Source organism: Streptomyces sp. NRRL F-4489, from assembly GCF_001509485.1.
In the GTDB taxonomy this organism is placed as follows: Bacteria; Actinomycetota; Actinomycetes; order Streptomycetales; family Streptomycetaceae; genus Streptomyces.
The window spans coordinates 1-26,052 of sequence record NZ_LLZI01000258.1 but is presented as its reverse complement, the minus strand read 5'-3'; the positions used below and the strand labels follow the sequence as shown (position 1 = coordinate 26,052).

Sequence of the window (26,052 nt, the reverse complement as noted above, 5' to 3'; positions counted from 1 at the left end):
AGCCGGCCGACACCCCCTTCCCGCACACGCCCCCTTCTCGCACACACCCCCGTGCGCTGCATCCCTGCGCGCTGCATCCCCGCGCCCACCCCCCCGATCGACACGATCAAGCCGTCATCTGACGCCACGTCATCGCCCAGTGGATCAACCGCTCCCGGCACCCCCAGGCGATTACCCGTGTCAACTCAGGTCTCTCTTTCCTCCCCTTTCACGGGCGGCAGTTGGTGCCGGAAGCCCCGGCGGGCCATTGAGCAGCGGCGATCAGTGCGGTGCCGGTGGGAAAGAGGGATCATCGGGCCGGGGTCAGTGAATTCAGAGGTTTCCTTCGTCCGGGCGAATTCGGGGGGGCCGCCGGACTATTGATCTTCAGGGGGAGCAGGCGAATTCCCTTTGCGGCGCCCTGTTTTGATCAACCGGGGCTCCCTAGAATCCGTCCACATCTTGCTCAGGACGCCTGAGCGTGCTTCCGCGCGCCCATGTGCCATAACGTCAAGGAGGACGAATGGCGGGGCCTTACACCCCTCAGTTGATGGACACCCTCACTTTTGCCGCACCGTCGCTCACCGCGGGCAACCGCGGGATCGTGCTGGTGATCGCCGTCGTCGCCCTGGCCGCACTGGCGGTCGCGGCGGTGCTGGTCCGCCAGGTGCTCGCGGCCGGTGAGGGGACCGACAGTATGAAGAAGATCGCGGCGGCGGTGCAGGAAGGCGCGAATGCCTACCTGGCACGGCAGTTGCGGACCCTCGGCGTATTCGCCGTCGTCGTGTTCTTCCTGCTCATGCTGCTGCCCGCGGACAATTGGCCGCAGCGCATCGGGCGCAGCGTCTTCTTCTTGATCGGCGCGGCATTCTCCGCGGCCACCGGCTATATCGGCATGTGGCTGGCGGTGCGCAGCAATGTGCGTGTGGCGGCTGCGGCCAGAGAGGCCACTCCGGAAGACGGCGCGGCGCAGAAGGATCTCACCGCGGTCTCGCACAAGGCGATGAAGATCGCATTCCGTACCGGCGGCGTGGTCGGCATGTTCACCGTCGGCCTCGGCCTGCTCGGCGCCTCCTGCGTGGTGCTGGTGTACGCGGTGGACGCGCCGAAGGTGCTGGAGGGCTTCGGCCTCGGCGCCGCGCTGATCGCCATGTTCATGAGGGTCGGCGGCGGCATCTTCACCAAGGCCGCGGACGTCGGCGCCGACCTCGTCGGCAAGGTCGAGCAGGGCATCCCGGAGGACGACCCGCGCAACGCCGCCACCATCGCGGACAACGTCGGCGACAACGTCGGCGACTGCGCCGGTATGGCCGCCGACCTCTTCGAGTCGTACGCGGTGACGCTGGTCGCCGCGCTGATCCTGGGCACCGCGGCGTTCGGCGACGCCGGGCTCGCGTTCCCGCTGCTCGTCCCGGCCATCGGCGTGCTGACCGCGATGGTCGGGATCTTCGTGGTGGCGCCCCGGCGCCGGGACCGCAGCGGGATGACGGCGATCAACCGCGGGTTCTTCATCTCCGCGGGCATCTCGCTGGTCCTGGTGGCGGCCGCGGTCTTCACCTACCTGCCCGCGCGCTACCAGGACCTCGCCGGCGTCAGCGACCCGGAGATCCTGGGCCACCCCGGCGATCCCCGGATGCTGGCGCTGGTCGCGGTGGCCATCGGGATCGTGCTGGCCGCGCTGATCCAGCAGCTGACCGGCTACTTCACCGAGACCACCCGGCGGCCCGTCCGGGACATCGGCAAGACCTCGCTGACCGGCCCGGCCACCGTCGTGCTGTCCGGCATCTCGGTCGGCCTGGAGTCGGCGGTCTACTCGGCCGTGCTGATCGCGCTCGCGGTGTACGGGGCGTTCCTGCTGGGCGGCGCCTCGATCACCCTGGCGCTGTTCGCGGTGGCGCTGGCCGGCACCGGCCTGCTGACCACCGTCGGCGTCATCGTGGCCATGGACACCTTCGGGCCGGTCTCCGACAACGCGCAGGGCATCGCCGAGATGTCCGGTGACGTCACCGGCGACGGCGCGCAGGTGCTGACCGACCTGGACGCGGTGGGCAACACCACCAAGGCGATCACCAAGGGCATCGCCATCGCCACCGCGGTGCTGGCCGCCTCGGCGCTGTTCGGCTCGTACCGGGACGCCATCGCCAACGCCGTACGGGACGTCGGGCGGGCGGCCGGCGGGCTCGGGCTGAGCCTGGACATCTCGCAGCCCAACAACCTCGTGGGCCTGGTACTGGGCGCCTCGGTCGTCTTCCTGTTCTCCGGGCTGGCGATCAACGCGGTATCCAGGTCGGCGGGCGCGGTGGTCTTCGAGGTGCGCCGGCAGTTCCGCGAGAAGCCGGGGATCATGGACTACAGCGAGAAGCCCGAGTACGGGCGGGTGGTCGACATCTGCACCAAGGACGCGCTGCGCGAACTGGCCACGCCGGGGCTGCTGGCGGTGCTGACGCCCATCGCGGTCGGCTTCTCGCTCGGCGTCGGCGCGCTCGGCTCGTTCCTGGCCGGCGCGATCGGCACCGGCACGCTGATGGCGGTCTTCCTGGCCAACTCCGGCGGCGCCTGGGACAACGCCAAGAAGCTGGTCGAGGACGGCCACCACGGCGGCAAGGGCAGTGAGGCGCACGCCGCGACGGTCATCGGCGACACCGTCGGCGACCCGTTCAAGGACACCGCGGGCCCGGCCATCAACCCGCTGCTGAAGGTGATGAACCTCGTCGCGCTGCTGATCGCGCCGGCCGTGGTGAAGTTCTCGTACGGCCACGACAAGAGCCTGGGCATCCGGGTGGCGGTCGCGCTGCTGGCGCTCGTGGTCATCGTCGGCGCGGTCTACGTCTCCAAGCGGCGGGGGATCGCCGTGGGTGACGAAGGCAACAGCTCCGGCGACGCCGGCAATGTCGCCAAGTCGACCGAGACGGCCGTGGCCTCCTGACCGGAAGGGCCGCCCGACCGGCCCGGGGACCGCTCAACGGGCGGGTGTACGGCGCTTCTTGCGCGCGCCGGACACCCGCCCGCGGTGCGTCCGGCCCGGCCGGCGGCCCTTGGTGCAAATGGCTGCAATGCGGGCCGGGGCCGAGGCCCGACCCATGGACCAGGCCGTTTGGACGTGTATGTTCCGGGGCCGAGAGCCATGGAAGGGACCAATCCGGTGAACAAGAAGCTTGTGGCTGCCCTGTCCGGCGGTGCCGCACTCCTGCTCGGGCTGACCGGTTGCAGCAGCGACAACACGGAGAAGCTCGACAACTGGGCGAAGTCGTTCTGCGACCCCGCGCAGGCTCCGTTCAAGCAGATCCAGGACGCCAACGCGGCCATGCAGACGGCCGACAGCGGCAACACGGACTCCAAGAAGGTCCAGCAGACCGACTCCGCGGCCTTCCAGAAGATCTCCGACGCCTACGGGCAGCTGGCCAAGTCCCTGGACAAGGCGGGCGCGCCGCCGAGCGAGGGCGGCGACCAGGCCCAGAAGAACGCCGTCAAGGAACTCAACTCCCTCTCCACGGGATACCAGGACCTCAAGAAGCAGGTCGACGGCCTGGACACCTCGGACAAGCTGAAGTTCGCGGACGGGCTGCGCAACCTCTCCAACGGCATCAACAAGCTCAACGCCAAGAGCGAGGCGGCCTTCAAGAAGCTGGAGTCCGGCGACGTCGGCAAGGCGATGGCCCGGCAGAAGGGCTGCCAGAACCAGGGCGGCTCGGAGGGGCCGACCGCGGCGCCCTCCAAGAGCGCCTAGCTCGGCGGACGTATACGGGCGGCGGCCCGGCGACGCGCCCGGACGGGGCGTGGCGCCGGGCCGTCGGCGATTGTCAGTGGCAGCACCGACAATGGTGGGGTGACGACGCACCTCCCCACCGCAGATGCCCAGGACCCCGAGAGCAGCGCCCGGACGAGCCGGCTGCGCGCGGCGCTGCTGGCCGCCGCGTTCACCGCCGACGGTCTGCTGGACCTGCTCGGCGCGCCCGCGTACGCCGCGCTGGCCCGCAGCGAGACCGTCCCCGCGCTGCGCGCGACCCGGGGCGGCGGGCCCCTGGAGACGCTGGTGCGGCTGTTCCTGCTCCAGCGGCCGGTGCCGGAGGCGCGCGCCGCGGCGGTGCTCCCGGTGGCCGACTGCCTGGCGGACGGCTGGCTGGTGCGGGACGGTGACGAGCTGCGCGCCACCGTGGACGTCCGCCCGTACGCCGGCCCGGACGGGCAGGACTGGTGGATCGTCTCCGACCTGGGCTGCGCGGTCGGCGGTGCGGGCGGCATCCAGGGCGCCGCGGGGGTGGACCGCTCCCAGCTGGTGCTCGGTGTCGGCGGGGCGTCCACCACGCTCGCCGGGATCACCGCGCGCCGCCCGGTCGCCCGCGCGCTCGACCTCGGCACGGGCTCCGGCGTCCAGGCGCTGCACGCCGCCCAGCACGCCACCCGGGTCACCGCCACCGACCTCAACCCCCGGGCGCTGCGGATCGCCGCGCTGACGCTGGCGCTGTCCGGGGCCGGGCCGGCGGAGCTGCGCGAGGGCTCACTGTTCGAGCCGGTCGGCGAGGAGACCTACGACCTGATCGTGTCCAATCCGCCCTTCGTGATCTCCCCGGGGGCGCGGCTCACCTACCGGGACGGCGGGATGGGCGGCGACGACCTGTGCCGCACCCTCGTCCAGCAGGCCGCCGCGCACCTCAGCGACGGCGGGTACTGCCAGCTGCTGGCCAACTGGCAGCACGTGGCCGGCGAGGACTGGCAGGACCGGCTGCGCTCCTGGGTGCCGCGCGGCTGCGACGCCTGGATCGTCCAGCGCGAGGTGCAGGACATCACGCAGTACGCCGAGCTGTGGCTGCGGGACGGCGGCGACCACCGCGCCGCGCCGGAGGAGTACGCGGCGCGGTACGACGCCTGGCTGGACGAGTTCGAGGCGCGCGGGACGAAGGCGGTCGGCTTCGGCTGGATCACGCTGCGCAAGTCCGGCGCCGAGAACCCCTCGATCACCCTTGAGGAATGGCCCCACCCGGTCGAACAACCGCTGGGCGACGCGGTGCTGGGCCACTTCGCGCGGCAGGACTACCTCCGGGCCACCGATGACGCGGCGCTGCTGGCCGCGCGGTTCAAGCTGGCCGGCGAGGTGGTGCAGGAGCAGGTCGGGCTGCCCGGCGCGGAGGACCCGGAGCATGTGGTGCTCCGTCAGAGCCGGGGCATGCGCCGGGCGACGAAGGTGGACACGGTCGGCGCCGGGTTCGCCGGGGTGTGCGACGGCTCGCTGCCGGCCGGGCGGATCCTGGACGCCATCGCCCAGCTCGTCGGCGAGGATCCGGTGCTGCTGCGGGACCGCACGCCGGCGTCGATCCGGACGCTGGTGGAGCAGGGGTTCCTGGAGCCGGTGGACTGAGCGGGCGGCGCGGGCGTACGGGGCGGGGGCGCGGCCGTACGGAGCGGGGCGCGCGGCCGGGCGGAGGGTGCGCGGTCCGGGCGTACGGAGTGCGGCGGCGCGGCTCCGGGGCCAACTAGCCGTCCGTATACGGACGTTCAGTTTCGGCCAGTTCCGGTGATTTCGGCGATTTGGGCGGCGGAAGGGGAACCTCCGCCTGCCCCCGCCCGTGTTCCTCGGTGAAGGTCACCAATCAGCTCATTGGCCCATCAGTGAGGAAATCCGACATGAACCGTGCACTCCGCTACGCCGCCGTCGGGATGGCCACCGCCGCCCTGCTCGCCGGGGGTTCGGCCGCCGCCTTCGCCGCGCCGCAGCAGGTCCACACCCCCGCCCCCGTCGTGGCCACCGCGCCCGCGGCGGCCTCGCTGACCGCCAAGGCCAGCGCGACGACGGTCAAGGCGTGGCAGGAATTCCGGATCAGCGGCGCCGCCAAGGGCATCAAGGCCGGCACCAAGGTCACGGTCCAGCAGAAGCAGGGCAAGAAGTGGGTGTCGCTGCCCGCGCAGGCGCCGGTCAACACCGGCGGGTCGTACTCCGTCCGCGTCAAGCTCGGCATCAAGGGCGTCAACGAGCTGCGGATCGCGGCCGGCAGCACGCTCTCCCCGGTGGTGAAGGTCACCGTCCGCTGACCCGGGCCGCCCGCGCGTCAGCTGATGATGTTGCGGGCGACCATCCACACCGCGGCGATGCCGAGCACCACGGCATTGCCGCGGGCGGTCAGCCGCAGCGGCCGGTGCCGCCCGCGCAGCCCGGCGGCCAGCCAGCGCGCCGCGGCCCAGGCGACGGCCGGCCCGCCGAGGACGAGCAGCACCGCGTTGTCGTGGAAGGCCGTGACGAGATCGCCGTGCATCAGGTCGTAGGCCATCCGCGTACCGCCGCAGAACGGGCAGAGCAGACCGGTCATCAGGCGGAACGGGCACGGGATCAGCAGCTGGCCGGGTTGGTGCGGGTCGGTGTGCCAGAGGTAGACGGCGCCGAGCGCGCCGAGGCCGAGCGCGGCGCCCGCCCGGCACAGGGTGCGCCGGCGGACGGCCGCGGCCTCGGCCTCGGGGGCCGCCGCGCCGGCGGGACCCAGGGGCGGCTCGGGGCTCACACGCTCAGCGACCGCGCGTAGTTGACCTGGTTCATCACGTACATCACCTGCTCGCGGGACTGCACGGGGATCATCGTGGCGTGGTGCCGGCCGCCGCTGTTGACGGTGACCTGCACGAAGCCGGTCGTGGTGCGCTCCTTCATCAGCAGGAAGAGCAGCCCCAGGAGGCAGAAGAGGAAGAAGATGACGGCCAGCACGATGGCGTGCGCGGGGATCTTCTCCTCCGTGCGCGACATGTCGGTGGCCGTCCACACCGCGCCGCGCAGCGGCATCGGACCGGCCGGCGTCATGACCGTGTCGCCGCTGACCGCGATGTCGCCGAGCGAGAGGACCACCCCGCCGGCCGGCGGGGCCTGGCCGGGGAAGCCGCCCGGCGGGGGCGGCGGCGGGGTGCCGGGCGGGAAACCGGGCGGCGGCGGGGCGGCGTGCGGGTAGCCGTAGCCGGGCTCGCCGGGGCTGCCGCCCTGCGGGTAGCCGTAGCCGGCCTCGGCGGGCCGGCCGCCGTCCGGAGCGGCGTACGGATTCGGGCCGGGCTGCGGGCCGGGCTGGGCGCCGGGCTGGCCGGGCGGCTGTTCCGGGGGCGGTCCGGGGTACTGGTGCGCCATGGGTGAGGTTCCCCCCGAGAGTGCGTGATGACGGCGGCTGCCGGCTCCTGCGCGAGCCGTGCCGCGCCCATCCTGCCAGTCCGATCACCTGACGTATCAAGGTGATGACGGCAACCGGAGCCGCCTTGTGACAGTCGCCGCATCCGAGGCGTACCCGAGTGGGCCGTACCCGAGGCGCGCCCGAGCCGTACCGGTCGCCGCACCGGCGCGCCCCGGACCGCACCGGAATCGGCCACCGGGTGGTTACTGTGCGGCATCGGACCCAGGCCGCGCCGGGTGGCCGGCCGGCGTCGGTCCGGCGGCCGGGCGGTGGTGCCGTGATCCATCCGGCCCGGCGCCGGGCCGGTCGCAGGGCGGCCGGAGCGGCCGGGGCGGCGCGAAGGCATGTAGTCGGGTTACCGTTCGAGTGGCGTTGCGGGGTTTTTCCGTTTGACACGGGGGCGGGAGGTACCGTCACACTCCGCAGCGTCAAGCGTCACCGCAGTGCGCCCCGGGCGTCCGGCCCAGGAGCCATTCCCAGCGTCGACCGGAGAGAAGAGCCAAGTTGTCCCCGACCAGCGAGACCGCAGAGGGCGGCGGCCGCCGACTCGTCATCGTCGAGTCGCCTGCCAAGGCGAAGACGATCAAGGGCTACCTCGGCCCCGGCTACGTGGTCGAGGCCAGCGTCGGGCACATCCGCGACCTCCCCAACGGCGCGGCGGAGGTGCCGGCGAAGTACAAGGGCGAGCCGTGGGCCCGGCTCGGCGTGAACGTCGACGCCGACTTCCAGCCGATCTATGTCGTCAACAGCGACAAGAAGGACCAGGTCAAGAAGCTCAAGTCGCTGCTGGCCGAGTCCGACGAACTCTTCCTCGCCACCGATGAGGACCGCGAGGGCGAGGCCATCGCATGGCACCTCCAGGAGATCCTCAAGCCGAAGGTCCCGGTCCACCGGATGGTCTTCCACGAGATCACCAAGGACGCCATCCGCGAGGCCGTCGCCAACCCCCGCGACCTCAACCAGAAGCTGGTCGACGCCCAGGAGACCCGCCGCATCCTCGACCGCCTCTACGGCTACGAGGTCTCCCCGGTGCTGTGGAAGAAGGTCATGCCCCGGCTGTCCGCCGGCCGGGTGCAGTCCGTGGCGACCCGGCTCGTGGTCGAGCGGGAGCGCGAGCGGATCGCGTTCCGCTCGGCTGAGTACTGGGACCTGACCGGCACGTTCTCCACGGGACGCGAGGGTGACCCGAGCGACCCCTCGGCGCTGACCGCCCGGCTGGCCACCGTCGACGGCCGCCGGGTCGCGCAGGGCCGCGACTTCGGGCCGAACGGGCAGCTGAAGAACGCCGACGTGCTGCACCTGGACGAGGCGAACGCGCGGGCGCTGGCCGCCGCGCTGGAGCAGACCTCGTTCGCGGTGCGCTCGGTCGAGTCCAAGCCGTACCGCCGCTCGCCGTACGCGCCGTTCCGGACGACCACCCTCCAGCAGGAGGCCAGCCGCAAGCTCGGCTTCGGCGCCAAGGCGACGATGCAGGTCGCCCAGAAGCTGTACGAGAACGGCTTCATCACCTATATGCGTACGGACTCCACCACGCTCTCGGACACCGCGGTCGCCGCGGCCCGGGCGCAGGTGACGCAGCTGTACGGCGCCGGCTACCTCCCCGACAAGCCGCGCACGTACGCCGGCAAGGTCAAGAACGCCCAGGAGGCGCACGAGGCGATCCGCCCGTCCGGCGACCGCTTCCGCACGCCCGCGGAGACCGGTCTGACCGGCGACCAGTTCCGGCTCTACGAGCTGATCTGGAAGCGGACCGTCGCCTCCCAGATGAAGGACGCGACCGGCAACTCCGTCACCGTCAAGATCGGCGGGCAGGCCGCGGACGGCCGGGACGCCGAGTTCAGCGCGTCCGGCAAGACCATCACCTTCCACGGCTTCCTCAAGGCGTACGTCGAGGGCGCCGACGATCCGAACGCCGAGCTGGACGACCGCGAGCGCCGGCTGCCGCAGGTCGCCGAGGGCGACGCGCTGGCCGCGCGGGAGATCACCGCCGACGGCCACGCCACCAAGCCGCCCGCCCGCTACACCGAGGCGACGCTGGTCAAGGAGCTGGAGGAGCGGGAGATCGGCCGCCCGTCGACGTACGCGTCGATCATCGGCACGATCCTGGACCGCGGCTACGTCTTCAAGAAGGGCACCGCGCTCGTCCCGTCGTTCCTCTCGTTCGCCGTGGTCAACCTCCTGGAGAAGCACTTCGGCCGGCTGGTCGACTACGACTTCACCGCCAAGATGGAGGACGACCTCGACCGCATCGCGCGCGGTGAGGCGCAGGCCGTGCCGTGGCTGCGGCGCTTCTACTTCGGCGAGGGCGAGGGCCCGGCCGGGGGCGGCGCGGCGGACGCCGGCAACGGGGACGGCGACCACCTCGGCGGGCTGAAGGAGCTGGTCACGGACCTGGGCGCGATCGACGCCCGGGAGATCTCGTCGTTCCCGGTCGGCAGCGGCATCACCCTGCGGGTCGGCCGCTACGGCCCGTACGTCGAGCGCGGCGAGAAGGACGAGGAGGGCCACCAGCGGGCCGACGTCCCCGAGGACCTCGCGCCCGACGAGCTGACGGTGGAGTACGCCGAGGAGCTGCTGGCCAAGCCGAGCGGCGACTACGAGCTGGGCATGGACCCGGAGACCGGCCACCAGATCGTCGCCAAGGACGGCCGCTACGGCCCGTACGTCACCGAGGTGCTGCCCGAGGGCACCCCGAAGACCGGCAAGAACGCCGTCAAGCCGCGCACCGCCTCGCTGTTCAAGTCGATGTCGCTGGACACCGTGACGCTCGAGGACGCGCTGAAGCTGATGTCGCTGCCGCGGGTCGTCGGCACGGACCCGGAGGGCGTGGAGATCACCGCGCAGAACGGCCGCTACGGCCCGTACCTCAAGCGTGGTACGGACTCCCGCTCGCTGGAGCGCGAGGAGCAGCTGTTCACGATCACGCTGGACGAGGCGCTGGCGATCTACGCGCAGCCCAAGCAGCGCGGCCGGGCCGCCGCCAAGCCGCCGCTGAAGGAGCTGGGCACCGACCCGGTGAGCGGTAAGCCGGTGGTGGTCAAGGACGGGCGGTTCGGGGCGTATGTGACCGACGGCGAGACCAACGCGACGCTGCGGCGGGACGACGACGTCGAGACGATCACCCCGGAGCGCGGTTACGAGCTGCTGGCGGAGAAGCGGGCCAAGGGGCCGGCGAAGAAGACCGCCAAGAAGGCGCCGGCGAAGAAGACGGCGGCGAAGAAGACCGCCGCGAAGAAGACGACCGCCAAGAAGACAGCGGCCGCGAAGACCGCCGCCACCAAGACCGCGGCGAAGAAGACGACGGCGAAGAAGGCGACGGCGGCCAAGACTGCGGCGAAGAAGGCCGCGGTCGCCGACGGGGAGTGAGCGGGCCGCGGGTGAGCGGACGGGTGGGCCGGGCCTGAGCGCGGGCTCGGGCCGGGGCTGAGCGGACGGGCCGGGGCTGAGCGGACGGGCGGGTCGGTGGATATGCGCCGGCCCGTCCCGCACACTCCCGGTATCCGTCCATTTGTTCGGGTGGGCGCCCGGGGGAGTGCCCCGTCCCGATAGGCTGGCGGGATGACGCGTGCCGAGCAGCCAACGGTCGTGACCCCCACCTCAGACGCCCTCGCAGCCGATTCCCGCGAGCGCGCCGTACGGGCCCTGCTCCGCTTCCCGCCGCTGAAACGGCTGTGGAGCGCCCAGTTCACCGGGGGTGTCGGCGATGCCCTGTCCTTGCTTGTCCTGGTCCTGCTCGCCCTCCAGGCGGCGCTGTACGCGCCGATGGGCGGCCAGGCCGCGTTCGGCGGCGGCTACCGCGGCGCCGCCCTCGCGGTCACCGCGGTCTTCGGCGTACGGATGCTGGCGACTCTGCTCTTCGGGGCCGTCCTGCTGGGGCCGCTCTCCGCGCTGACCGCGCCCGGCGGGCCGCTGGACCGCCGCTGGACGATGATCGCCGCGGACGGTGTGCGGCTGGCCCTGCTGGTCGTCGCGCCCCTGTGGATCGACTGGACGCCCGCCCAGGCACTGGCCTGGCTGCTGGTGACGGTCTTCGTCAGCGGCGTCGCCGAGCGGCTGTGGACGGTCGCCCGGGAGAGCGCCGCGCCCGCCCTGCTGCCCGCGCCGCCCCCGGAGGGCGCCGCCGTCCGCCCGCTGCCCGACAATCTGGACGCGCTGCGCCGGCTGTCGCTGCGCACCGGCTTCCTGGCGCTGCCGGCCGCGGCCGCCGCCCTGCTGGTGTGCGCGCTGGTGGGCAGGCTGCTGGGGACCGGCATCGGGTGGTTCGACCTGCACCAGGCGGCGCTGGGGTCCTACCTCGCTGCCGGGCTGTTCGCCGCCTCCGTCTCGATCCTCTACTTCCTCGAACTCCCCGACGGGCAGACGCCGCGCCCGCGCTCCCCTCTGGAGGGACTGCGCCGCCCGAAGGCCGCCGCCCCGGACGGGGGCCCGGCCACGCCCGAGAAGGGACGCACCGGCGCGATCCCGCTGCTGGTCCTGGCCTGCGCCGCGGTGGCCGCCGCGATCGCCGCGGCCGCCTCGCTCTCCGTCCTGCACGCCGCCGACCTGCACGCCGGGCCGGCCACGTACGCGCTGCTGGTGCTCGCCCTGACCGGCGGCACGGCGCTGGGCATCCGGAGCGCGCGCAAGGTGCTGCCCGGCCTGTCCCGGCGCCGGCTGCTGGCCCTGGCGGTCGCCGCCACCGGGCTGCTCCTCCTGGCCATGGGCCTCGTCCCGGACACCACGACGGTGGTGCTGCTGGCGCTGCTGGCCGGTCTCACCGCCGGTATCGCCGCCAACACCGGCCACGCCCTGCTGGACCAGGAGACCGAGCCGGCCCGCACCGCGCGGACCACCGAGCACCTCCAGGCCGTCGTCCGGCTCGCGATCGCGCTGGCCGCCGTCGTCGCGCCGCTGCTGGCCGGGGTCATCGGCCCGCACCACCTGGGCGGCGGCGCGTTCGTCCTGGCGCACGGCGGGGCCGCGTACGCGCTGATGCTGGTGGGCGCGCTGCTGCTGCCGGTCGCCGCCTGGGTGCTGGGCCGGACCGACGACCGGCACGGCGTACCGCTCCGGCACGACCTGCGGGAGGCGGTGCGCGGCGGCGACGCGGCGCAGACGACCGTCCCCACCGGCTTCTTCATCGCCCTGGAGGGCGGCGACGGCGCCGGGAAGTCCACCCAGGTCGAGGCGCTCGCGGAGTGGATCCGCGGCAAGGGCCACGAGGTCGTGGTGACCCGGGAGCCGGGCGCCACCGCGATCGGCAAGCGGCTGCGCTCGATCATCCTGGACGTGTCCACGTCCGGGCTCTCGGACCGCGCCGAGGCGCTGATGTTCGCCGCCGACCGGGCCGACCACGTCGACAGCGTCATCCGGCCCGCCCTGGAGCGGGGCGCGGTGGTGATCACCGACCGGTACGTCGACTCGTCCGTCGCCTACCAGGGCGCCGGCCGCAACCTCGCCCCCACGGAGATCGCCCGCATCAACCGCTGGGCGACCGGCGGCCTCGTCCCGCACCTGACCGTCCTGCTGGACATCGCCCCGGAGACCGCCCGCGAGCGCTTCACCGAGGCGCCCGACCGGATGGAGTCCGAGCCGGCGGAGTTCCACCAGCGGGTCCGGGCCGGCTTCCTCGCGCTGGCCGCCGCCGACCCCGCGCGCTATCTGGTCGTCGACGCCGGCCAGGACCCGGAGGCCGTCACCACCGTCGTCCGGCACCGGCTCGACCAGGTGCTGCCGCTGTCCGAGGCCGAGATCAAGGCCCGGGACGAGGCGCGCAAGGCCGCCGAGGAGGAGGCCCGCCGCAAGGCCGAGGAGGAGGCCGCGCGCAAGGCCGAGGAGGAGCGCCTGGAGCGCGAGCGCCAGGAGCAGCTCGCCAAACTGCGCGCCGAGGAGGAGGAGCGCAAGCGCCGGGAGGCCGAGGAGGCCAAGGCCCGGGAGGCGGCCCGCCAGGCCGAGGAGGCCCGCCGGCGCGCCGAGGAGGCCCGCCAGGCCGCCGAGGAGGAGCGGCGGCGCCGCGAGGCGGAGGAGCAGGCCCGGCTGGCCGAGCGGGAGCGGCTGCGCAAGGTCCACGAGGAGCAGGCGCGGCTGCGCCAGGAGGCCGAGGAGCGCCGCCTGGAGAAGCAGCGCAAGGCCGAGGAGGCGCTGCTGCGCGCCGAGCGGGCGCGCATCGAGGCGGCCGAGGCGGCGGCCGCGGCCGAGGCGAAGTCCCGGGCGGAGGCTGCCGCGTCGGCGGAGGCGCCTACGGCGGAGACGGATGTCACGGAGTTGCGGAAGCGGGTCGGTGAGGCTGGTTCTGCGGCGGGGGCTGGTGGGGCTTCCGGGGCCGGTTCTGGGTCCGGTTCCGGTTCCGGGGCTTCTGGTCCTGCCGGTCCTTCCGGTTCCGGGGCTTCGGGTTCCGGTTCCGTTTCGGGGTCCGGTTCGTCGGGGTCCGGTTCGGGGTCCGGTGGTGACTCGGACAGTGAGCGGACGGCGGCGCTGCCGCGGCCCGAGCCGCAGGGCGGGTACGGCCCGGCGGACGAGACCGCGGTGCTGCCGTCCGTACGGGAGGAGAACCCGGCGGACCGGGTGCCGCCGTGGATGTTCGCCCCGGAGAACGGGCGGGGCGGGGAGGCCGGTACGTCCGGTGCGCCGGGTCCCTCCCGTTCGTCCGGTGCGGACGACGGGGGTGTCGAGCGGACCCGCGAGCTGCCGCAGATCGACCCGGAGACCGGCCGTCCCGCCGAGCCCCCGCGCAGCGGCCGCCCGCGCCCGGAGTGGGCGGAGGAGACGCCGCTGGACGACCTGCCGACGCTGGCCGACGAACTCCTCGGCCCGCGCCGGGACGACGACGAGGACGCCGACCGGGACCGGGGCCGCAATGGCCGCCGGGGGCGGCGCGGCTGACCGGTCGGGGCGACTGAACCGGCCGGAGGGCCGGCAGGCCGCCGGGACGGCCGTGGTCGTGGCTCGCGCACCTGCGCGTAGGCCGCGGTCACGGCCGTTCCGCGTTCCCGGGGCGGGACCGGTCGTCACGGCCGGCCCGCCGCGGCGGGCGCCGCATCCCGCCGCCCCGGCCGCCAGGGCCGGTTGTCAGAATCGGTTGTCAGAACCGGTTGTCAGTGGGTTGCACCACAATGGTGGGAGCGGGTCACGGCGGCCGCGCCGCGGTGACCCGGTGACCCGAGCAGTACGTGCGCGGTGCCCTCGCCCACCCCAGGGCGGCCCGGCCCCGCGCGACGCCCCGCGGAACGGACAGGACGGCAGCAGCGATGGCGGTATGGGACGACGTGGTCGGCCAGGACCGGGTGACGGCGCAGCTCGCCGCGGCCGCGCGCGATGCGGATGCCCTGGTGACGGCCGGGAGCGCGCCGCGGCAGCCGCCCTCCGGCGCGCCGCAGGAGCCGGCGCCGGAGCGGAGCGGCGCCTCCCAGATGACCCACGCCTGGCTGTTCACGGGCCCGCCCGGGTCCGGCCGGGCCACCGCCGCCCGCGCGTTCGCCGCCGCCCTGCAGTGCGTCAGCCCGGACCGCGCGCTCGGCGGCGCCCCCGGCTGCGGTTTCTGCGACGGCTGCCACACCGCGCTCGTCGGCACCCACGCCGACGTCGAGATCGTCCGCACCGACCTGCTCTCCATCGGCGTCAAGGAGACCCGCGACCTGGTACGCCGGTCCTCGCTCTCCCCGGCCGGCGGCCGCTGGCAGGTGATCGTCCTGGAGGACGCCGACCGCCTCACCGAGGGCGCCGGCAACGTCCTCCTCAAGGCCGTCGAGGAGCCCGCGCCCCGTACGGTCTGGCTGCTCTGCGCCCCCTCCATCGAGGACGTCCTCCCCACCATCCGCTCCCGCTGCCGGCACCTCTCGCTGCGTACGCCGCCGGTCGACGCGGTCGCCGAGCTGCTGGTACGGCGCGACGGCATCGATCCGGAGGCCGCCGCCCGGGCCGCCCGCGCCACCCAGGGCCACATCGACCGCGCCCGGCGCCTGGCCACCGACGAGCGCTCCCGGGCCCGCCGCGCCGCCGTGCTCAAGCTCCCGCTGCGCGTCGACGACATCGGCGGCTGCCTCAAGGCCGCCCAGGAACTCATCGACGCCGCCGGCGAGGACGCCAAGCAGGTCGCCGAGGAGGTCGACGCCAAGGAGACCGAGGAGCTGCGCGCCGCCCTCGGCGCCGCGGCCGGCACCGGCGGCCGGCTGCCCCGGGGCACCGCGGGCGCCATGAAGGACCTCCAGGACAAGCAGAAGCGCCGCTCCACCCGCACCCAGCGGGACAGCCTCGACCTCGCCCTGGTCGACCTCACCGGCTTCTACCGCGACGTCCTCGCCGTCCAGATGGGCGCCACCGTCCCGCTCGCCAACGACGAGGTCCGCGACAGCGTCCAGCGGATCGCCGGCACCTCCACCCCCGAGCGCACCCTGCGCCGCATAGAAGCGGTGATCGCCTGCCGCGAGGCCCTGGAGCGCAACGTGGCTCCCCTGCTCGCCGTAGAGGCCATGACAGCCGCCCTCCGCGCCGGCTGACCGCCCCCCAACAGCCCTCGCTCGCCCGATCGCCGAGCACACCCCACCCGTCTCTGGATACGCTCCGTACGTAAGCAGTGACCGGTGCACCGCAATCCGTATCCCGATCAACCCCGAGCACCCCCGAACCCGGAAGCGCACCGCCGAGGAGCCGTGACGTCATGCCGCCCAGCCGCCTGTTCCGCTCCACCGCTGCCGCAGCGGCCGCTGCCACGGCGGCGCTCGCCCTGCTGCTCTCCGGCTGCTCGTCCGGGACGACCGAGCCCGGCGGGAGCGGCCCGGCGTCCCCCGGCCGTTCGACGGAGGCCGGATCCGGCCGCCCGGCCTCCGACGGCGCGCCCCTCGCGCCCCTGCCCACCGCCGTCCCGGCGGCCCTCCGCCCGTACTACGACCAGAAGCTGAGCTGGCACGACTGCGGCGTCGCGGGCTTCCAGTGCGCCACGATGAAGGCGCCGCTGGACTACGCCCACCCCAGCGCGGCCACCGACCTGAAGCTCGCCGTGGCCCGCAAGAAGGCCACCGGCCCCGGTCAGCGGCTCGGCTCCCTCCTGGTCAATCCCGGCGGACCGGGCGGTTCCGCGATCGACTACCTCCAGCAGTACGCGCCCCAGCCGGCCGCGGTCCGCGCGCGCTACGACATGGTCGCCATGGACCCGCGCGGGGTCGCCCGCAGCGCACCGGTCGAATGCCTCACCGACCGGCAGATGGACCGCTTCACCCAGACCGACACCACCCCGGACGACTCCGCCGAGGTCGGCAAGCTCGCCACCGCGTACCGCGACTTCGCCAAGGGCTGCGAGGAGCACTCCGGCAAGATCCTGCCGCACGTCTCCACCATCGAGGCGGCCCGCGACATGGACATCCTCCGGGCGGTCCTCGGCGACCGGAAGCTGACCTACGTGGGCGCCTCCTACGGCACCTTCCTCGGCGCCACGTACGCCGGCCTGTTCCCGTCGCGCTCCGGCCGCCTGGTCCTCGACGGCGCCATGGACCCGTCCCTGGACTCCCGCACGATCAACCTCGACCAGACCGCCGGCTTCAACACCGCCTTCACGGCCTTCGCCGCGGACTGCGTCAAGAAGCCGGACTGCCCGCTCGGCCACAAGAACCCGCAGGACGCAGGCCGGCAGCTCTCCGCCCTGTTCGCCAAGCTGGACGCCCACCCGGTGGAGACCGGCCAGGACCGCAAGCTCACCGAGTCCCTCGCCACCACGGGCGTGATCGCCGCGATGTACGACCAGGGGGCCTGGCCGCTCCTGCGCCAGTCCCTCGCCCAGGCCGAGAACGGCAACGGCCGCGGCCTGCTCGCCCTCTCCGACAGCTATTACGAGCGCGACCCCTCCGGCCACTACGCCAACCAGATGTACGCCAACGCCGCCGTCAACTGCCTGGACCTCCCCCCGTCCTTCACCGGCCCGGACCAGGTCCGCGCCGCCCTGCCCGCCTTCCGCAAGGCGTCCCCGGTCTTCGGCGCGAACTTCGCCTGGTCCGCCCTGAACTGCGCGTACTGGCCGGTCAAGGCCACCGGCACCGTCCACCGCATCGAGGCCAAGGGCGCCGACCCGATCGTGGTCGTCGGCACCACCCGCGACCCGGCCACCCCGTACACCTGGGCCAAGGGCCTGGCCGCCCAGCTCTCCAGCGCCACCCTCCTGACCTACGTCGGCGACGGCCACACCGCCTACGGCCGCGGCAGCGACTGCATCGACACCGCGATCAACACCTTCCTCCTCGAAGGCACCCCGCCCGCCAAGAACACCCGCTGCACCTGACCCCTCCCCAACCGAGTACAGAGCACCCCCCGCTCCTGTGTAGACTGGGCCGCGCACCACGCCGCCTTAGCTCAGTTGGCCAGAGCAACGCACTCGTAATGCGTAGGTCTCGGGTTCGAATCCCGAAGGCGGCTCAAGGAAGGCCCAGGTCAGATGTGCTCTGACCTGGGCCTTTTACGTACCGTGACCGCGTGTTGCGCCGGTAATCCGGCCTGAGAGCCGCCCGTGAAGATCGCCGGTGGACAACCGGTGGACAGACGTGCAGCGAGCGTGCAGAGCGGTGGACGGGCGGGCGTATGAGAACCGGACGTCGTGCCAGCGGTGATGGGGGCTGCGAGGCCCTGACGCCGGGCTGCCCACAACAGCGCTGTTGGCGGGTTCTCATAAATTGGGCGAGTCGCGACGGCGACTGATGGAGAACCAGCCGGGGACATCGCTATGGAGGAGCCGGTCGTGAACGTTATGCGCTTCGATGCTGGGGTTGGGGACTTCACCCTCGGCGTCCAGGAGGAGAGCGTTCATGACACTCCCCTTCACTGCCTTCGAAGATGGCGAGAAGCGGTTGTCCTCCATGATCTTGCTCATAGCATCACCCTCATGGATGAGCAGAACAGCAGTGGTGACGGACGAAACCGCGGCACGGCCGGACGTGTCGTGCTGGCTGTGATCTGTGCGTTGCTGGTCATGGGACTGCTCTGGGGGATTGGGTGGAAGCTGGGGTGGTGGAACCCCGGTTTCGGCATGCTGTCGGCGAAGTTGGCGGCCGTGGTGTCCGTTGGAATCGTTTCCCTGGTCGCCTGGGCTGCAAAGCGGCGCTGACTCGCACTGCCAGCAAGTGGTTCGCCGTCTGAATTGAGCCCTCGCTGAGACGGGGCAGCCGTGGATCCCCGCCCCCGCCTTCTGCCCTGAGTGGCTTGGCGGCCTGAAGCGAGCCAGCTGGGTGTGGGTGCGCTTGGCCCAGGGGCGCATTGAGACGATGCGTTGAGCTTCCCCCGATGTGCGGGAGGTGCTGATCAGTTGGTCAGGGTGCCTTGACGGCGCTTCAGTTCCGCTTGCTTGGTCGTCGGCTTCTCGGCGTAGTGCTTCTGCTCGAACTCGACGGGACTGAGGAAGCCGAGCCGTTCCTGGATGCACCGGGGATTATGGAAACCATCGATGTACTCGAAGAGTGGCAGGTTCTCCGCCAGGGCGTTGTTGTACGAGTTCCCGACTGGTCCCATGGACGCCTCAATTCGCGTACTTCAACGGCAAGTTGCGAGCTCGATCAACGTGTTTTGGCAGCCTGGTCCGCGTGATGGACGAGCGTTCCGGGATTGACCTCGCAGCTGGCCAGCGCGTACTCCAGCGTGGTGAGGACTCGGTTGGCATCGGCGCCGGCGGAGGCCCCCAGGCCGCCAGCCAGCGGAAGAGCGCGTCCCGGATGGCGGAGAGCCATAGTGGCCCCTCGCCGGTGGGGATCACGGTCAGCTCGGTGACCCACAACCGGTTCGGTGCGGGCGCGGTGAAGTTGCGGTTGGCCAGGCCTAGAGCAGTGTGGCCCTGGGGCCGCGGCGGGTGAAGCCCTTGCGGCGGGGGCTGAGGCCCGAGAGCTGAGCCTCGCTCATCAGCCGCTTGACACGTTTGCGACCCACCGCCAGGCTCGCGCGTTTGAGGATGGCATGCACGCGTGGCGAGCCGCAGATACCTCCGGATTTGTGGTGGATCTGCCGAGTCTGCTCGGTCAGCTTCGCGTCGCGGCGGTGCCGCTCGCACGGCTCCTTCGCGCGCTGGCGCCAGCGAGGGGGCATATGCGTATGACTACATGCCTGAGCGTGAACGGCGCGTTGCGCTCGTGGGCTTCCTCAAGTGCTACGGCCACGAGCGGCTGCACGCCACTCTCGGAGGCTGGCCGATCGTCGGTCAGTTGGACCTCGGCAGCGACTCCCCGCGTCTCCTTCGGCCAGTCGCAGCGACCCCTCGAGACGCTCCCACGGCACCTCACGTGCGAGGACATTGTGGAACTAACGTCATGAGACATCGCAGTAACGACTTGTACCGACATCGGTTGCTGAAGACATGCTTTCAGGCCATTGCGGCGTGATCACACCGCAATGAAACGAAGTTTCAGGCCAGCTTGATCAAGTGCGCGCAAGAAGGACTCTCGCTCGCTGACGTGAATCCATCGCCAGATTGCGAGATGCATCCGTTGGATTCATCGGCGGCCTTCAACTTCGCAGAGTAGTACAAGCAGGCAGTTAGCGAACGGGAGCATTTCCCTCCGGTTTCTCGACGATCTGGCCACCGAGAGGCATCTCCGACACGCGTGATTTCCGGACACCTCGGATTAGTCTCTTCTCCTCTTATCTCGTAGACACGCCTTGTGGGGGCATGGAAGTATTCATGGCGCATTGCAAAGCCCTTCCAAATTGGAGGGCTGCAGGGGGTAAACAGGGGGAAAGCTGCATGCGTTACGGGGATTCGTTCTGTTGCCTTGCGCAACTTCCCTAGCGGGTTAATGGTGAAGTGATGTGCGGTGGCGTCTAGCCGCGTCCTCACCTTTCCTATCGGGCTAATTTTTCATGGCCGCGATTGTGATGGACGTAGGTACCCGGTTCATGTGCCGTGCTTGCATCCTGAGATTCGTTTACCCGTCATGCCGTCATTCGCGCCCGCGATTGGCGTATCACCTGCCAGCTGTCGAAGCGGGCATTTAAAGGAAAGGGAAGAGTATGAAGAAGATAGCCGCTGGGGTCGCTGTTGCTCTTGCGAGTGCTGCCTTGGTCGTGACGACCCAGGGTTCGGCGCAGGCTGCCGAGGCGAAGGCGCCGGCTGTTTCTGCGGCCGTCGCGACGACGCAGGGGCCGGACAACGCACCGCAGGCCATCGGTGGCCTTGGAAAGCTGGCCGGCAAGGTCGGAAATGCTTTGACCAGCGCGGCTCAGAAGGCGTACGTGCACGGAAAGGCTGCGGCTCAGCTGGCAGGAGATGCGGCTGCGGATCTGGCCGGTAATGTCACTGACGCCTTCGGTGTCGCTCCGGCTTCGTCCGTTCCGAACGGTTCCTCCGTCGAGATGGTCTTCGACAAGTGAAGGAACACACTATAACCAGGAGGGTGGCGCTGCTCGTCGGCGCTGCCCTCCTGGGCCTTCATTTCTGCGCAGCCAGCTTCTCGCAGATGCCGCTGACCCCGATAAAACTCCGTGTCATGGGCTTCGTGAACAATTACCTGGAGCCATATCAGGCGCAGAACTGGAAGCTCTTCGCCCCGAACCCGCTATCCGAGAATCGAGGTATTTTCGCCCGCGGTAGGTGCGCGAATGGCAAGATCACCGGCTTCTACGATGTGACGAGCAGATACATCGACGCAGCCCAGAGCAGCAGGTTCTTCCCATCCCGCATGTCACGACTTGTGACGGGAAACGTTCTGCAGCTAAGTGGTGGCGATCCGGTGCTTGATGAGCTCAGAGAGCAGCAGAAGGCATTGCATGAGCGGCCACTACCAGAAACTCCGCTTGAGAAGAAGAATCGCAGGGAAGCCGTCGCATTCCTCTCCAAGTACTCGCTCACCCAAATGCCCAAGGTGTGTGGCGGGAGCCCGGACAAAGTGCAGGTTCGCGTCTACGTGGAGAAGCTGCCACCGTGGTCCAAGCGAAACGATCCGAAGGCTCGCAGTAAAACGGACGTACAGGATATGGACTGGGTGAAAGTGGGGCCGCAGTGAAAAAGATAACCCGCTTCCTGGACGCGGCCGGCACCCAGTCTTTCAGTGTCCTCGGTGTCAGCGGAACACGAGCCTTGCTCGGCTTCGTTGGATTTATGTACTACGCGAGCCAGTACGGCGACCGTTCCTATCTTTTCGGTCCCGACGGTGTGCTTCCATGGCGAACTTTCATCTCCCAACTGCACGACAACGGGACCTTCAGCCTCTACGCCTTCAGTAATTCCGAAGCATGGTTCCAGGCCATCTTTCATCTGGGAATGCTGACCGCTTTGGCAGTGACCTGCGGTGTCGGCGGAAGGCTGGTACTGGCCCTCCACTGGGTGTTCCTGTGGTCGATCTACCAGCGTCAGCCGATCCTTCTGGACGGTGGGGACAACCTAGCCTACGTAGTTATTCCCATGCTACTGCTCACCCGCTGCTACGGGCGTCTTTCATTTTCCACGGGAGTCGCACGAAAGATTTCGCGGCGTGTGCCCAGCATCGTGAAATCACTCTCGCATCCCCTGCATAACCTCGGCATCCTGGCCATCGCCATCCAGATCTGTTTGGTATACATGGTGAGCGGCCTGTACAAGGTGCAAGGTAAAGTGTGGCAGGAGGGTACGGCCCTCTTCTACGTCCTTCGACTGTCCGAATTCAAACTCCCTGGAGTTTCTGAACTCGTCTACCAGAATGAATTTCTGGTATTTCTGGGAACGTATTCCACAACGATCTTTCTGGTGTACTTCCCGCTGGGCATCCTGGTTCCGCGCCTGCGCCCGTGGGCTGCGGTCGCTTCCATCAGCTTCCACCTGGCCATTGGCATCTTCATGGGGCTCACGAGCTTCGCACTAACCATGATGGCGTGCGATCTCATCTTCCTGAGCGGGGCGCTCGAAACAGTAGCTAAACGGTGCAGCCCGTTGATCCGCCGTCTGCGATCTGCGGGCTCTCTCAAGCGGCAATCCAGCGCCGCACCCGTCGCAACGCCACCGGCCAGCACGGCGCCGACTCAGCCACATCCTGCGGCTGTCTCCTCCGATGGGTGAGCTGACAGCTATTCAGATCGGACCGCGGACGATTGCTTCTCGGCGGCCGTGTTTGCCGATCGACCAGACCACGAGGAAGGTTCCGTGACTTCACCGATCATCCGCTCCGAACCGCTGCTCGTTTTCGATGGAGACTGCGGGTTTTGCCAGAACGTCATGAACCGCATTTCCTCCCCGGGGCGCCCATTCATGGAAGCGGTTCCCTGGCAGTCTCTTCCAGAAGAGACAACACGGCCCCACATCGAGCAGCTCGACCGTGAGGTCCTCATACTGCGAGACGGCCATGTCCTGGCCGGCGGCGCTGACGCCCTGGCGGTCTATCTGCGTCGCTCCCCACGCCGCAGGTACCGGATAGCCGGCGCGGTGATCACCTTCCCTGGAGTGATCCGGTGTGCTCATGCTGTCTACCGGTGGGTGGCTCGAAACCGCCACCGAATGCCCGGCGGAACCTATGCATGCCGCCTGCCACCACCACAGCCATGAGATGACTTCTACCACCTCTCGACAGATGAGAACAGACAGGAGCAAGGATGTCGGTGCCCACCTGTGTTCTGGGCGGCAGAGGGGTCAAGAACCACGTATCGCGCGGACACTCTCTCAACCACTTCGTCGAATTGGGATCGCTCTCCAAAGTGGTCACCGGCACGATCCTGACTCAGCTCGCAACCGTGGAAGTACTCCATCTCGATGACCCCCTCGAAACCCGCCTCGCCGACGTTCCGAAGAACACGGGGGTCACTCTGCGGAACCTTGCTGAACATACCTCTGGACTACCGCGCCTACCTCCCCAGGCCCATGGCTTCACTGCGGATCCCTACGCTTCCTTCACCGAGACAGCTTTGCATGAAGTGCTGAGGAACTGGCACACGACAGCAACCGGTCCCGTGGGCAAGGAGGAGTACTCCAACCTCGGATACGCCATCCTCGGTCATGCGCTCACCACAGCAACTGGCCGCACCTTTCAGCAGCTGACGGACGAATACGTGCTCGCCCCATTGGGTCTACCACCAGGTGCCGTGACTGCTTTGCCATCACCTGAACGACGACTCGTAGCCTACGACTTCTTCGGCCGGCCCCGTTCCCACTGGACGCTGACGGGACCAATCCTGCCAGCCGGCGGACTATGGGCTACCCCGCGCACTGCAGCCCGTCTGGTGGTCGGTCTCGCAGTGGACCGCGTGCTCGGTGAACCTGCTCCCACATGGGTCCGCAGCGGATCAGCTCTCTGGCACAACGGCGCAACGCGAACTGCATCCGCGTTCGCCGCCGCCCATGAAGACGGCCGTTGGATCTTCCTGCACCGTCTCCACAGAAACCACCGCCGCACCACTCGCCTCGCTCTGCAGAAGCTCAAGAGGTGAAGGATGGCCCACTCGGCGACGGCCACTACCCAAAGTCTCGTAGCCCGTAAAAGGGTTGCTGTGCCCGACGGCGAATCCATCTGCTTCTGAGCCAGTCCGAACTCGGTGCCCGTACGGCCACCGACTCACTCACGGAGTGCCAGGTTCTCCCATGTCTTGGGCAGGCCATGACACCGATTCGCAAAGGAATGAGCCATGAAAAACAAGAAGAAGTGTGTGACTGCGGGCATTGCCACGGTTGGTGCCGCGTTCATCGTAGCCACTCAGGGCATCGCGCAGGCGGCGCCCACTCCCCAGGTTTCTACGTTGAAGGCGCCCAGCCAGATCGCGATCGCCGCCGACGGAGAAGCTGCCTCTCGCGCACTCCAGACGGACTGGAATCCTCCAGCCGGCTACGTCTTTGAGCGCGCGTTCATGGGTGACGAGGCCAGCTGCAGAATGGAGGGGGACCGAGGCGTAACTGAAGGTACGTGGCGTCAGTATGTCTGCCACGGGAAGATGGTAAAGGTTGCCGACGCTTGGGTTCTCCACCAGTACCTGTACGTCAAAAAGTAGGTAGCGACGAGTGCTGCTTGCAGTCTCGAAAATCTGATGGCGCGCAGCCCGGAGCAATTCCACAGCCGCACACGCACCACGCCAGCCAAGATTCGTCCGGTCAGGTGCGCGTGCGGCTTGCGCGCGCTGCGGGAGTGTCAGCTAACGGTGGTCGACAAGCCGGCCTAATAAGGGCCGAGCGGCCCCGGAGGCGGCTCTGTCGTTCGCGTCGGCACAGGCAGCACACATGCCGGAGCCCCGGTCAGATTCCCGCTGATGCTGTTGGTTAATCCGGGGCCTGTCTACTTCGCCCCGTCGATCGTTTGATCGGCGGGGCGAAGTGCTGCGAAGTGGCTGGTGCGGGTGCGGGCTCGTGGTTGGCCGGTGAGGTGGGCGTCGATGCGGGCGAGGTTGATCGCGGCGCCGGTGAGCTGGTGCTGGAGGCTGGTCTTCGCGAGGCCTCGGTAGCGGGATCTGCGCAGGCCGCAGCGTCCGACGGCTTGGGAGAAGGTGCCCTCGACACCGGCACGGATGTTGTACCGCTCTTTCCATGTATCGGTTTGCTGCTCGGCTCGGGCCGTTCGGACGGTTTCGTGTTCGTCGCGGCCCTGCCGGAGGTTGAGCTCGCGGCGTCGTGGCGAGGGTGAGTTGACGCAGTCGCGTAGGTGAGGGCAGGGACGGCAGTCGGCCGGGCTGAAGCGGACCCGGATGACGGGCAGGCCCTGCTGGGAACGCCGCTCGGCCCACTGTGTACTGACGACGCCGTTCGGACAGGTCACCCGCTCGCGGTCCCAGTCGATGGTGAAGGCGTCCTGCCCGAAGGGGCCGTCGGCCGACGCGGCGGTGTTGGCGGCCATCGGCCCGTGCAGGACGACGCCGTGCTCCCGTCGGGCGGCGACGACCTGGCCGGCGGTGGGATATCCGGCGTCGACCCAGTGCTCATCGGGCAGGCAGTCCCGTGCGGCCAGCGCGTCATGGATCTCGGGGACCATCACGCTGTCGTGGACTGTGGCGAGGGTGGTGGCCACGTTCGTGATCAGGTTCGGCGTCTCCGGCTCGCAGGTCTCGGTCAGGTGGACCTTGTATCCGTTCCACACAGTGTCCCGTTTGACGCTGCCTCGGGCCTCGGTGTCATAGGGGGTGACCGGGCGCAACGCGCCCGGCGGGCGGTCTTTTGGGCCCCGCCGCCTCACCTCGCCCTCCACCAGGTGGAAGTGCTGGACCCACATCTGCCGTAAGGTCTCCACCTCCGTCAGGGTGCCCAGGCCAGGCGGTGCGTCAGCGGCGAAGACCGCCTCAAGCAGACGCATCCCGTCACGACCGACCCGCAAGCCCACCTCCTCGCGCTTGGCGCGGGCCTTGGGGAACCGGGAGTCCTCCGCGCGGGTGGCGTAGTGCCTGAACCAGTCCGGCTCCGCGACACCGGCCAGCCAGTCCGGGGCAGCCTGGGCAAGTGCGTTGAGCGCGGATCGCAGGGTCTCGGCCACCATCTCCAGCCAGGACAGCTCCCGCACCGACGACAGCACATGCGTGGCGTCGGTGCGGGCTCGGCCCGCCGTCTTCAGCAGGCCCTTGTCCCGGGCCGCAGCCAGGATGCTGTCCAGCACCCGCCGCCCGGCGTCCGCCTCCACCAGCCGGTCCCGGAACTCCGACAGCACCGAGAAGTCGAATCCCGGATCGTCGAGCTGGAGGCCGAGTGCGTACTTGAAGTCGATCCTGGCCCGGACCGCTTCCGCGGCCTGCCGGTCGGTGAGCCCTTCGACGAACTGCAACACCAGTACCAGCGCGAGCCGGCCCGGTGACCAGGCAGGCCTGCCCCGCACCGGGAACAGGTCCACGAACTCCTCGTCCGTGAACAACGGCCCCAGCTCGTCCCGCACCCGGATCGCCAGACTCCCCTTCGGGAACGCGGCCCGCGCCACCCGCACCGTCTCCACCGGGATCTCTCCAGATCCCTTCGGCTGCATCGACATCCGCACCCACCCCATACGACAACGTCGGCCTTCAAGACCACAACCAGGTCTTGAAGGCCGACGTCACGCCAGGCCCCGGATTAACCAACAGCATC

Annotated in this window: 21 protein-coding genes and 1 tRNA gene; 16 read left to right on the top strand and 6 right to left on the bottom strand. The window is 70.1% G+C overall.

Features of this window, described 5'->3' with window-relative positions; genetic code table 11:
* Positions 1–502: 502 nt before the first annotated feature.
* The 4 genes from ADL22_RS26775 to ADL22_RS26760 all read left to right on the top strand — a co-directional run bounded on the left by ADL22_RS26775 (position 503) and on the right by ADL22_RS26760 (position 6,006).
* Positions 503–2,905 (top strand): sodium-translocating pyrophosphatase, encoded by a 2,403-nt coding sequence (locus ADL22_RS26775; protein WP_066985075.1) that lies wholly within the window; start codon positions 503–505, stop codon positions 2,903–2,905.
* A gap of 216 nt (positions 2,906–3,121) precedes the next feature.
* Positions 3,122–3,706, top strand: a complete 585-nt coding sequence (locus tag ADL22_RS26770) for a small secreted protein (protein ID WP_066985072.1) — start codon at positions 3,122–3,124, stop codon at positions 3,704–3,706.
* 99 nt (positions 3,707–3,805) lie between these two features.
* Positions 3,806–5,335, top strand: a complete 1,530-nt coding sequence (locus ADL22_RS26765) for a N5-glutamine methyltransferase family protein (protein WP_066985070.1) — start codon at positions 3,806–3,808, stop codon at positions 5,333–5,335.
* A 266-nt stretch (positions 5,336–5,601) separates the two neighbouring features.
* Positions 5,602–6,006 (top strand): hypothetical protein, encoded by a 405-nt coding sequence (locus tag ADL22_RS26760; protein ID WP_066985067.1) that lies wholly within the window; start codon positions 5,602–5,604, stop codon positions 6,004–6,006.
* A 17-nt stretch (positions 6,007–6,023) separates the two neighbouring features.
* On the opposite strand, the gene ADL22_RS26755 is transcribed toward ADL22_RS26760, so the two are convergent.
* Positions 6,024–6,470: a DUF2752 domain-containing protein gene (locus ADL22_RS26755; protein WP_066985064.1), complete on the bottom strand. Its 447-nt coding sequence runs from the start codon at positions 6,468–6,470 to the stop codon at positions 6,024–6,026.
* On the bottom strand, positions 6,467–7,075 hold the full coding sequence (locus ADL22_RS26750; protein WP_066985061.1) for a hypothetical protein: 609 nt from the start codon (positions 7,073–7,075) through the stop codon (positions 6,467–6,469). The genes ADL22_RS26755 and ADL22_RS26750 overlap by 4 nt, the downstream gene beginning before the upstream one ends.
* Positions 7,076–7,619: 544 nt before the next feature.
* Here ADL22_RS26750 and topA point away from each other — a divergent pair.
* The 5 genes from topA to ADL22_RS26725 all read left to right on the top strand — a co-directional run bounded on the left by topA (position 7,620) and on the right by ADL22_RS26725 (position 17,495).
* On the top strand, positions 7,620–10,481 hold the full coding sequence (topA, locus tag ADL22_RS26745; protein WP_066985057.1) for a type I DNA topoisomerase: 2,862 nt from the start codon (positions 7,620–7,622) through the stop codon (positions 10,479–10,481).
* Between the two features lie 192 nt (positions 10,482–10,673).
* Positions 10,674–13,976 (top strand): dTMP kinase, encoded by a 3,303-nt coding sequence (gene tmk, locus ADL22_RS26740; protein WP_066985055.1) that lies wholly within the window; start codon positions 10,674–10,676, stop codon positions 13,974–13,976.
* A 365-nt stretch (positions 13,977–14,341) separates the two neighbouring features.
* Positions 14,342–15,589: a DNA polymerase III subunit delta' gene (locus tag ADL22_RS26735; RefSeq protein ID WP_066985051.1), complete on the top strand. Its 1,248-nt coding sequence runs from the start codon at positions 14,342–14,344 to the stop codon at positions 15,587–15,589.
* Between the two features lie 161 nt (positions 15,590–15,750).
* A complete protein-coding gene (locus ADL22_RS26730) occupies positions 15,751–17,361 on the top strand; it encodes an alpha/beta hydrolase (protein WP_066985048.1) in 1,611 nt (536 codons plus the stop codon).
* Positions 17,362–17,421: 60 nt separating this feature from the next.
* A tRNA-Thr gene (locus ADL22_RS26725) sits at positions 17,422–17,495 on the top strand.
* A gap of 247 nt (positions 17,496–17,742) precedes the next feature.
* Here the strand turns inward: ADL22_RS26725 and ADL22_RS35520 are convergent.
* On the bottom strand, positions 17,743–17,946 hold the full coding sequence (locus ADL22_RS35520) for a hypothetical protein (protein WP_159048728.1): 204 nt from the start codon (positions 17,944–17,946) through the stop codon (positions 17,743–17,745).
* A gap of 12 nt (positions 17,947–17,958) precedes the next feature.
* Between ADL22_RS35520 and ADL22_RS35515 the strand changes: the two genes are divergently transcribed.
* Positions 17,959–18,180 (top strand): hypothetical protein, encoded by a 222-nt coding sequence (locus ADL22_RS35515; RefSeq protein ID WP_159048727.1) that lies wholly within the window; start codon positions 17,959–17,961, stop codon positions 18,178–18,180.
* 194 nt (positions 18,181–18,374) lie between these two features.
* Here the strand turns inward: ADL22_RS35515 and ADL22_RS34990 are convergent, their stop codons facing one another.
* Together ADL22_RS34990 and ADL22_RS37045 are read right to left on the bottom strand one after the other, a co-directional pair.
* Positions 18,375–18,581 carry a hypothetical protein gene (locus ADL22_RS34990; protein WP_066985042.1) on the bottom strand — a complete coding sequence of 69 codons (207 nt, stop codon included), beginning with the start codon at positions 18,579–18,581 and terminating at the stop codon, positions 18,375–18,377.
* Positions 18,582–18,884: 303 nt separating this feature from the next.
* A complete protein-coding gene (locus ADL22_RS37045; protein WP_107116401.1) occupies positions 18,885–19,148 on the bottom strand; it encodes an IS3 family transposase in 264 nt (87 codons plus the stop codon).
* Positions 19,149–20,069: 921 nt separating this feature from the next.
* Between ADL22_RS37045 and ADL22_RS26710 the strand changes: the two genes are divergently transcribed.
* From ADL22_RS26710 to ADL22_RS26695, 6 genes are all read left to right on the top strand, one after another.
* Entirely contained in the window at positions 20,070–20,429 is a 360-nt protein-coding gene (locus tag ADL22_RS26710; RefSeq protein WP_066985039.1) for a hypothetical protein, read from the top strand.
* Positions 20,430–20,452: 23 nt separating this feature from the next.
* A complete protein-coding gene (locus ADL22_RS26705) occupies positions 20,453–21,061 on the top strand; it encodes a DUF5819 family protein (RefSeq protein ID WP_066985037.1) in 609 nt (202 codons plus the stop codon).
* Positions 21,058–22,089 carry an HTTM domain-containing protein gene (locus ADL22_RS26700; protein ID WP_066985034.1) on the top strand — a complete coding sequence of 344 codons (1,032 nt, stop codon included), beginning with the start codon at positions 21,058–21,060 and terminating at the stop codon, positions 22,087–22,089. The genes ADL22_RS26705 and ADL22_RS26700 overlap by 4 nt, the downstream gene beginning before the upstream one ends.
* Positions 22,090–22,245: 156 nt before the next feature.
* On the top strand, positions 22,246–22,572 hold the full coding sequence (locus tag ADL22_RS34225; protein WP_079064456.1) for a thiol-disulfide oxidoreductase DCC family protein: 327 nt from the start codon (positions 22,246–22,248) through the stop codon (positions 22,570–22,572).
* A gap of 47 nt (positions 22,573–22,619) precedes the next feature.
* Positions 22,620–23,450 (top strand): serine hydrolase domain-containing protein, encoded by an 831-nt coding sequence (locus ADL22_RS34220; RefSeq protein ID WP_107116400.1) that lies wholly within the window; start codon positions 22,620–22,622, stop codon positions 23,448–23,450.
* 195 nt (positions 23,451–23,645) lie between these two features.
* Positions 23,646–24,005 carry a hypothetical protein gene (locus ADL22_RS26695; RefSeq protein WP_066985030.1) on the top strand — a complete coding sequence of 120 codons (360 nt, stop codon included), beginning with the start codon at positions 23,646–23,648 and terminating at the stop codon, positions 24,003–24,005.
* Positions 24,006–24,286: 281 nt separating this feature from the next.
* Here ADL22_RS26695 and ADL22_RS26690 read toward each other — a convergent pair whose 3' ends face one another.
* Positions 24,287–25,957, bottom strand: coding sequence for an IS1182 family transposase (locus ADL22_RS26690; protein ID WP_079064455.1), 1,671 nt, complete (start codon positions 25,955–25,957; stop codon positions 24,287–24,289).
* Positions 25,958–26,052 lie beyond the last annotated feature (95 nt).

Excerpts from the sequence above, each read along its gene's own strand:
- ADL22_RS26775 (WP_066985075.1), top strand. The coding sequence starts at position 503 with ATGGCGGGGCCTTACACCCCTCAGTTGATGGACACCCTCACTTTTGCC.
- ADL22_RS26760 (WP_066985067.1), top strand. The coding sequence starts at position 5,602 with ATGAACCGTGCACTCCGCTACGCCGCCGTCGGGATGGCCACCGCCGCC.
- ADL22_RS26750 (WP_066985061.1), bottom strand. The coding sequence starts at position 7,075 with ATGGCGCACCAGTACCCCGGACCGCCCCCGGAACAGCCGCCCGGCCAG.
- tmk (WP_066985055.1), top strand. The coding sequence starts at position 10,674 with ATGACGCGTGCCGAGCAGCCAACGGTCGTGACCCCCACCTCAGACGCC.
- ADL22_RS26735 (WP_066985051.1), top strand. The coding sequence starts at position 14,342 with ATGGCGGTATGGGACGACGTGGTCGGCCAGGACCGGGTGACGGCGCAG.
- ADL22_RS26730 (WP_066985048.1), top strand. The coding sequence starts at position 15,751 with ATGCCGCCCAGCCGCCTGTTCCGCTCCACCGCTGCCGCAGCGGCCGCT.
- ADL22_RS35520 (WP_159048728.1), bottom strand. The coding sequence starts at position 17,946 with ATGAGCAAGATCATGGAGGACAACCGCTTCTCGCCATCTTCGAAGGCA.
- ADL22_RS35515 (WP_159048727.1), top strand. The coding sequence starts at position 17,959 with ATGGATGAGCAGAACAGCAGTGGTGACGGACGAAACCGCGGCACGGCC.
- ADL22_RS34990 (WP_066985042.1), bottom strand. The coding sequence starts at position 18,581 with ATGGGACCAGTCGGGAACTCGTACAACAACGCCCTGGCGGAGAACCTG.
- ADL22_RS37045 (WP_107116401.1), bottom strand. The coding sequence starts at position 19,148 with ATGCCCCCTCGCTGGCGCCAGCGCGCGAAGGAGCCGTGCGAGCGGCAC.
- ADL22_RS26710 (WP_066985039.1), top strand. The coding sequence starts at position 20,070 with ATGAAGAAGATAGCCGCTGGGGTCGCTGTTGCTCTTGCGAGTGCTGCC.
- ADL22_RS34225 (WP_079064456.1), top strand. The coding sequence starts at position 22,246 with ATGAACCGCATTTCCTCCCCGGGGCGCCCATTCATGGAAGCGGTTCCC.
- ADL22_RS34220 (WP_107116400.1), top strand. The coding sequence starts at position 22,620 with ATGTCGGTGCCCACCTGTGTTCTGGGCGGCAGAGGGGTCAAGAACCAC.
- ADL22_RS26695 (WP_066985030.1), top strand. The coding sequence starts at position 23,646 with ATGAAAAACAAGAAGAAGTGTGTGACTGCGGGCATTGCCACGGTTGGT.
- ADL22_RS26690 (WP_079064455.1), bottom strand. The coding sequence starts at position 25,957 with ATGTCGATGCAGCCGAAGGGATCTGGAGAGATCCCGGTGGAGACGGTG.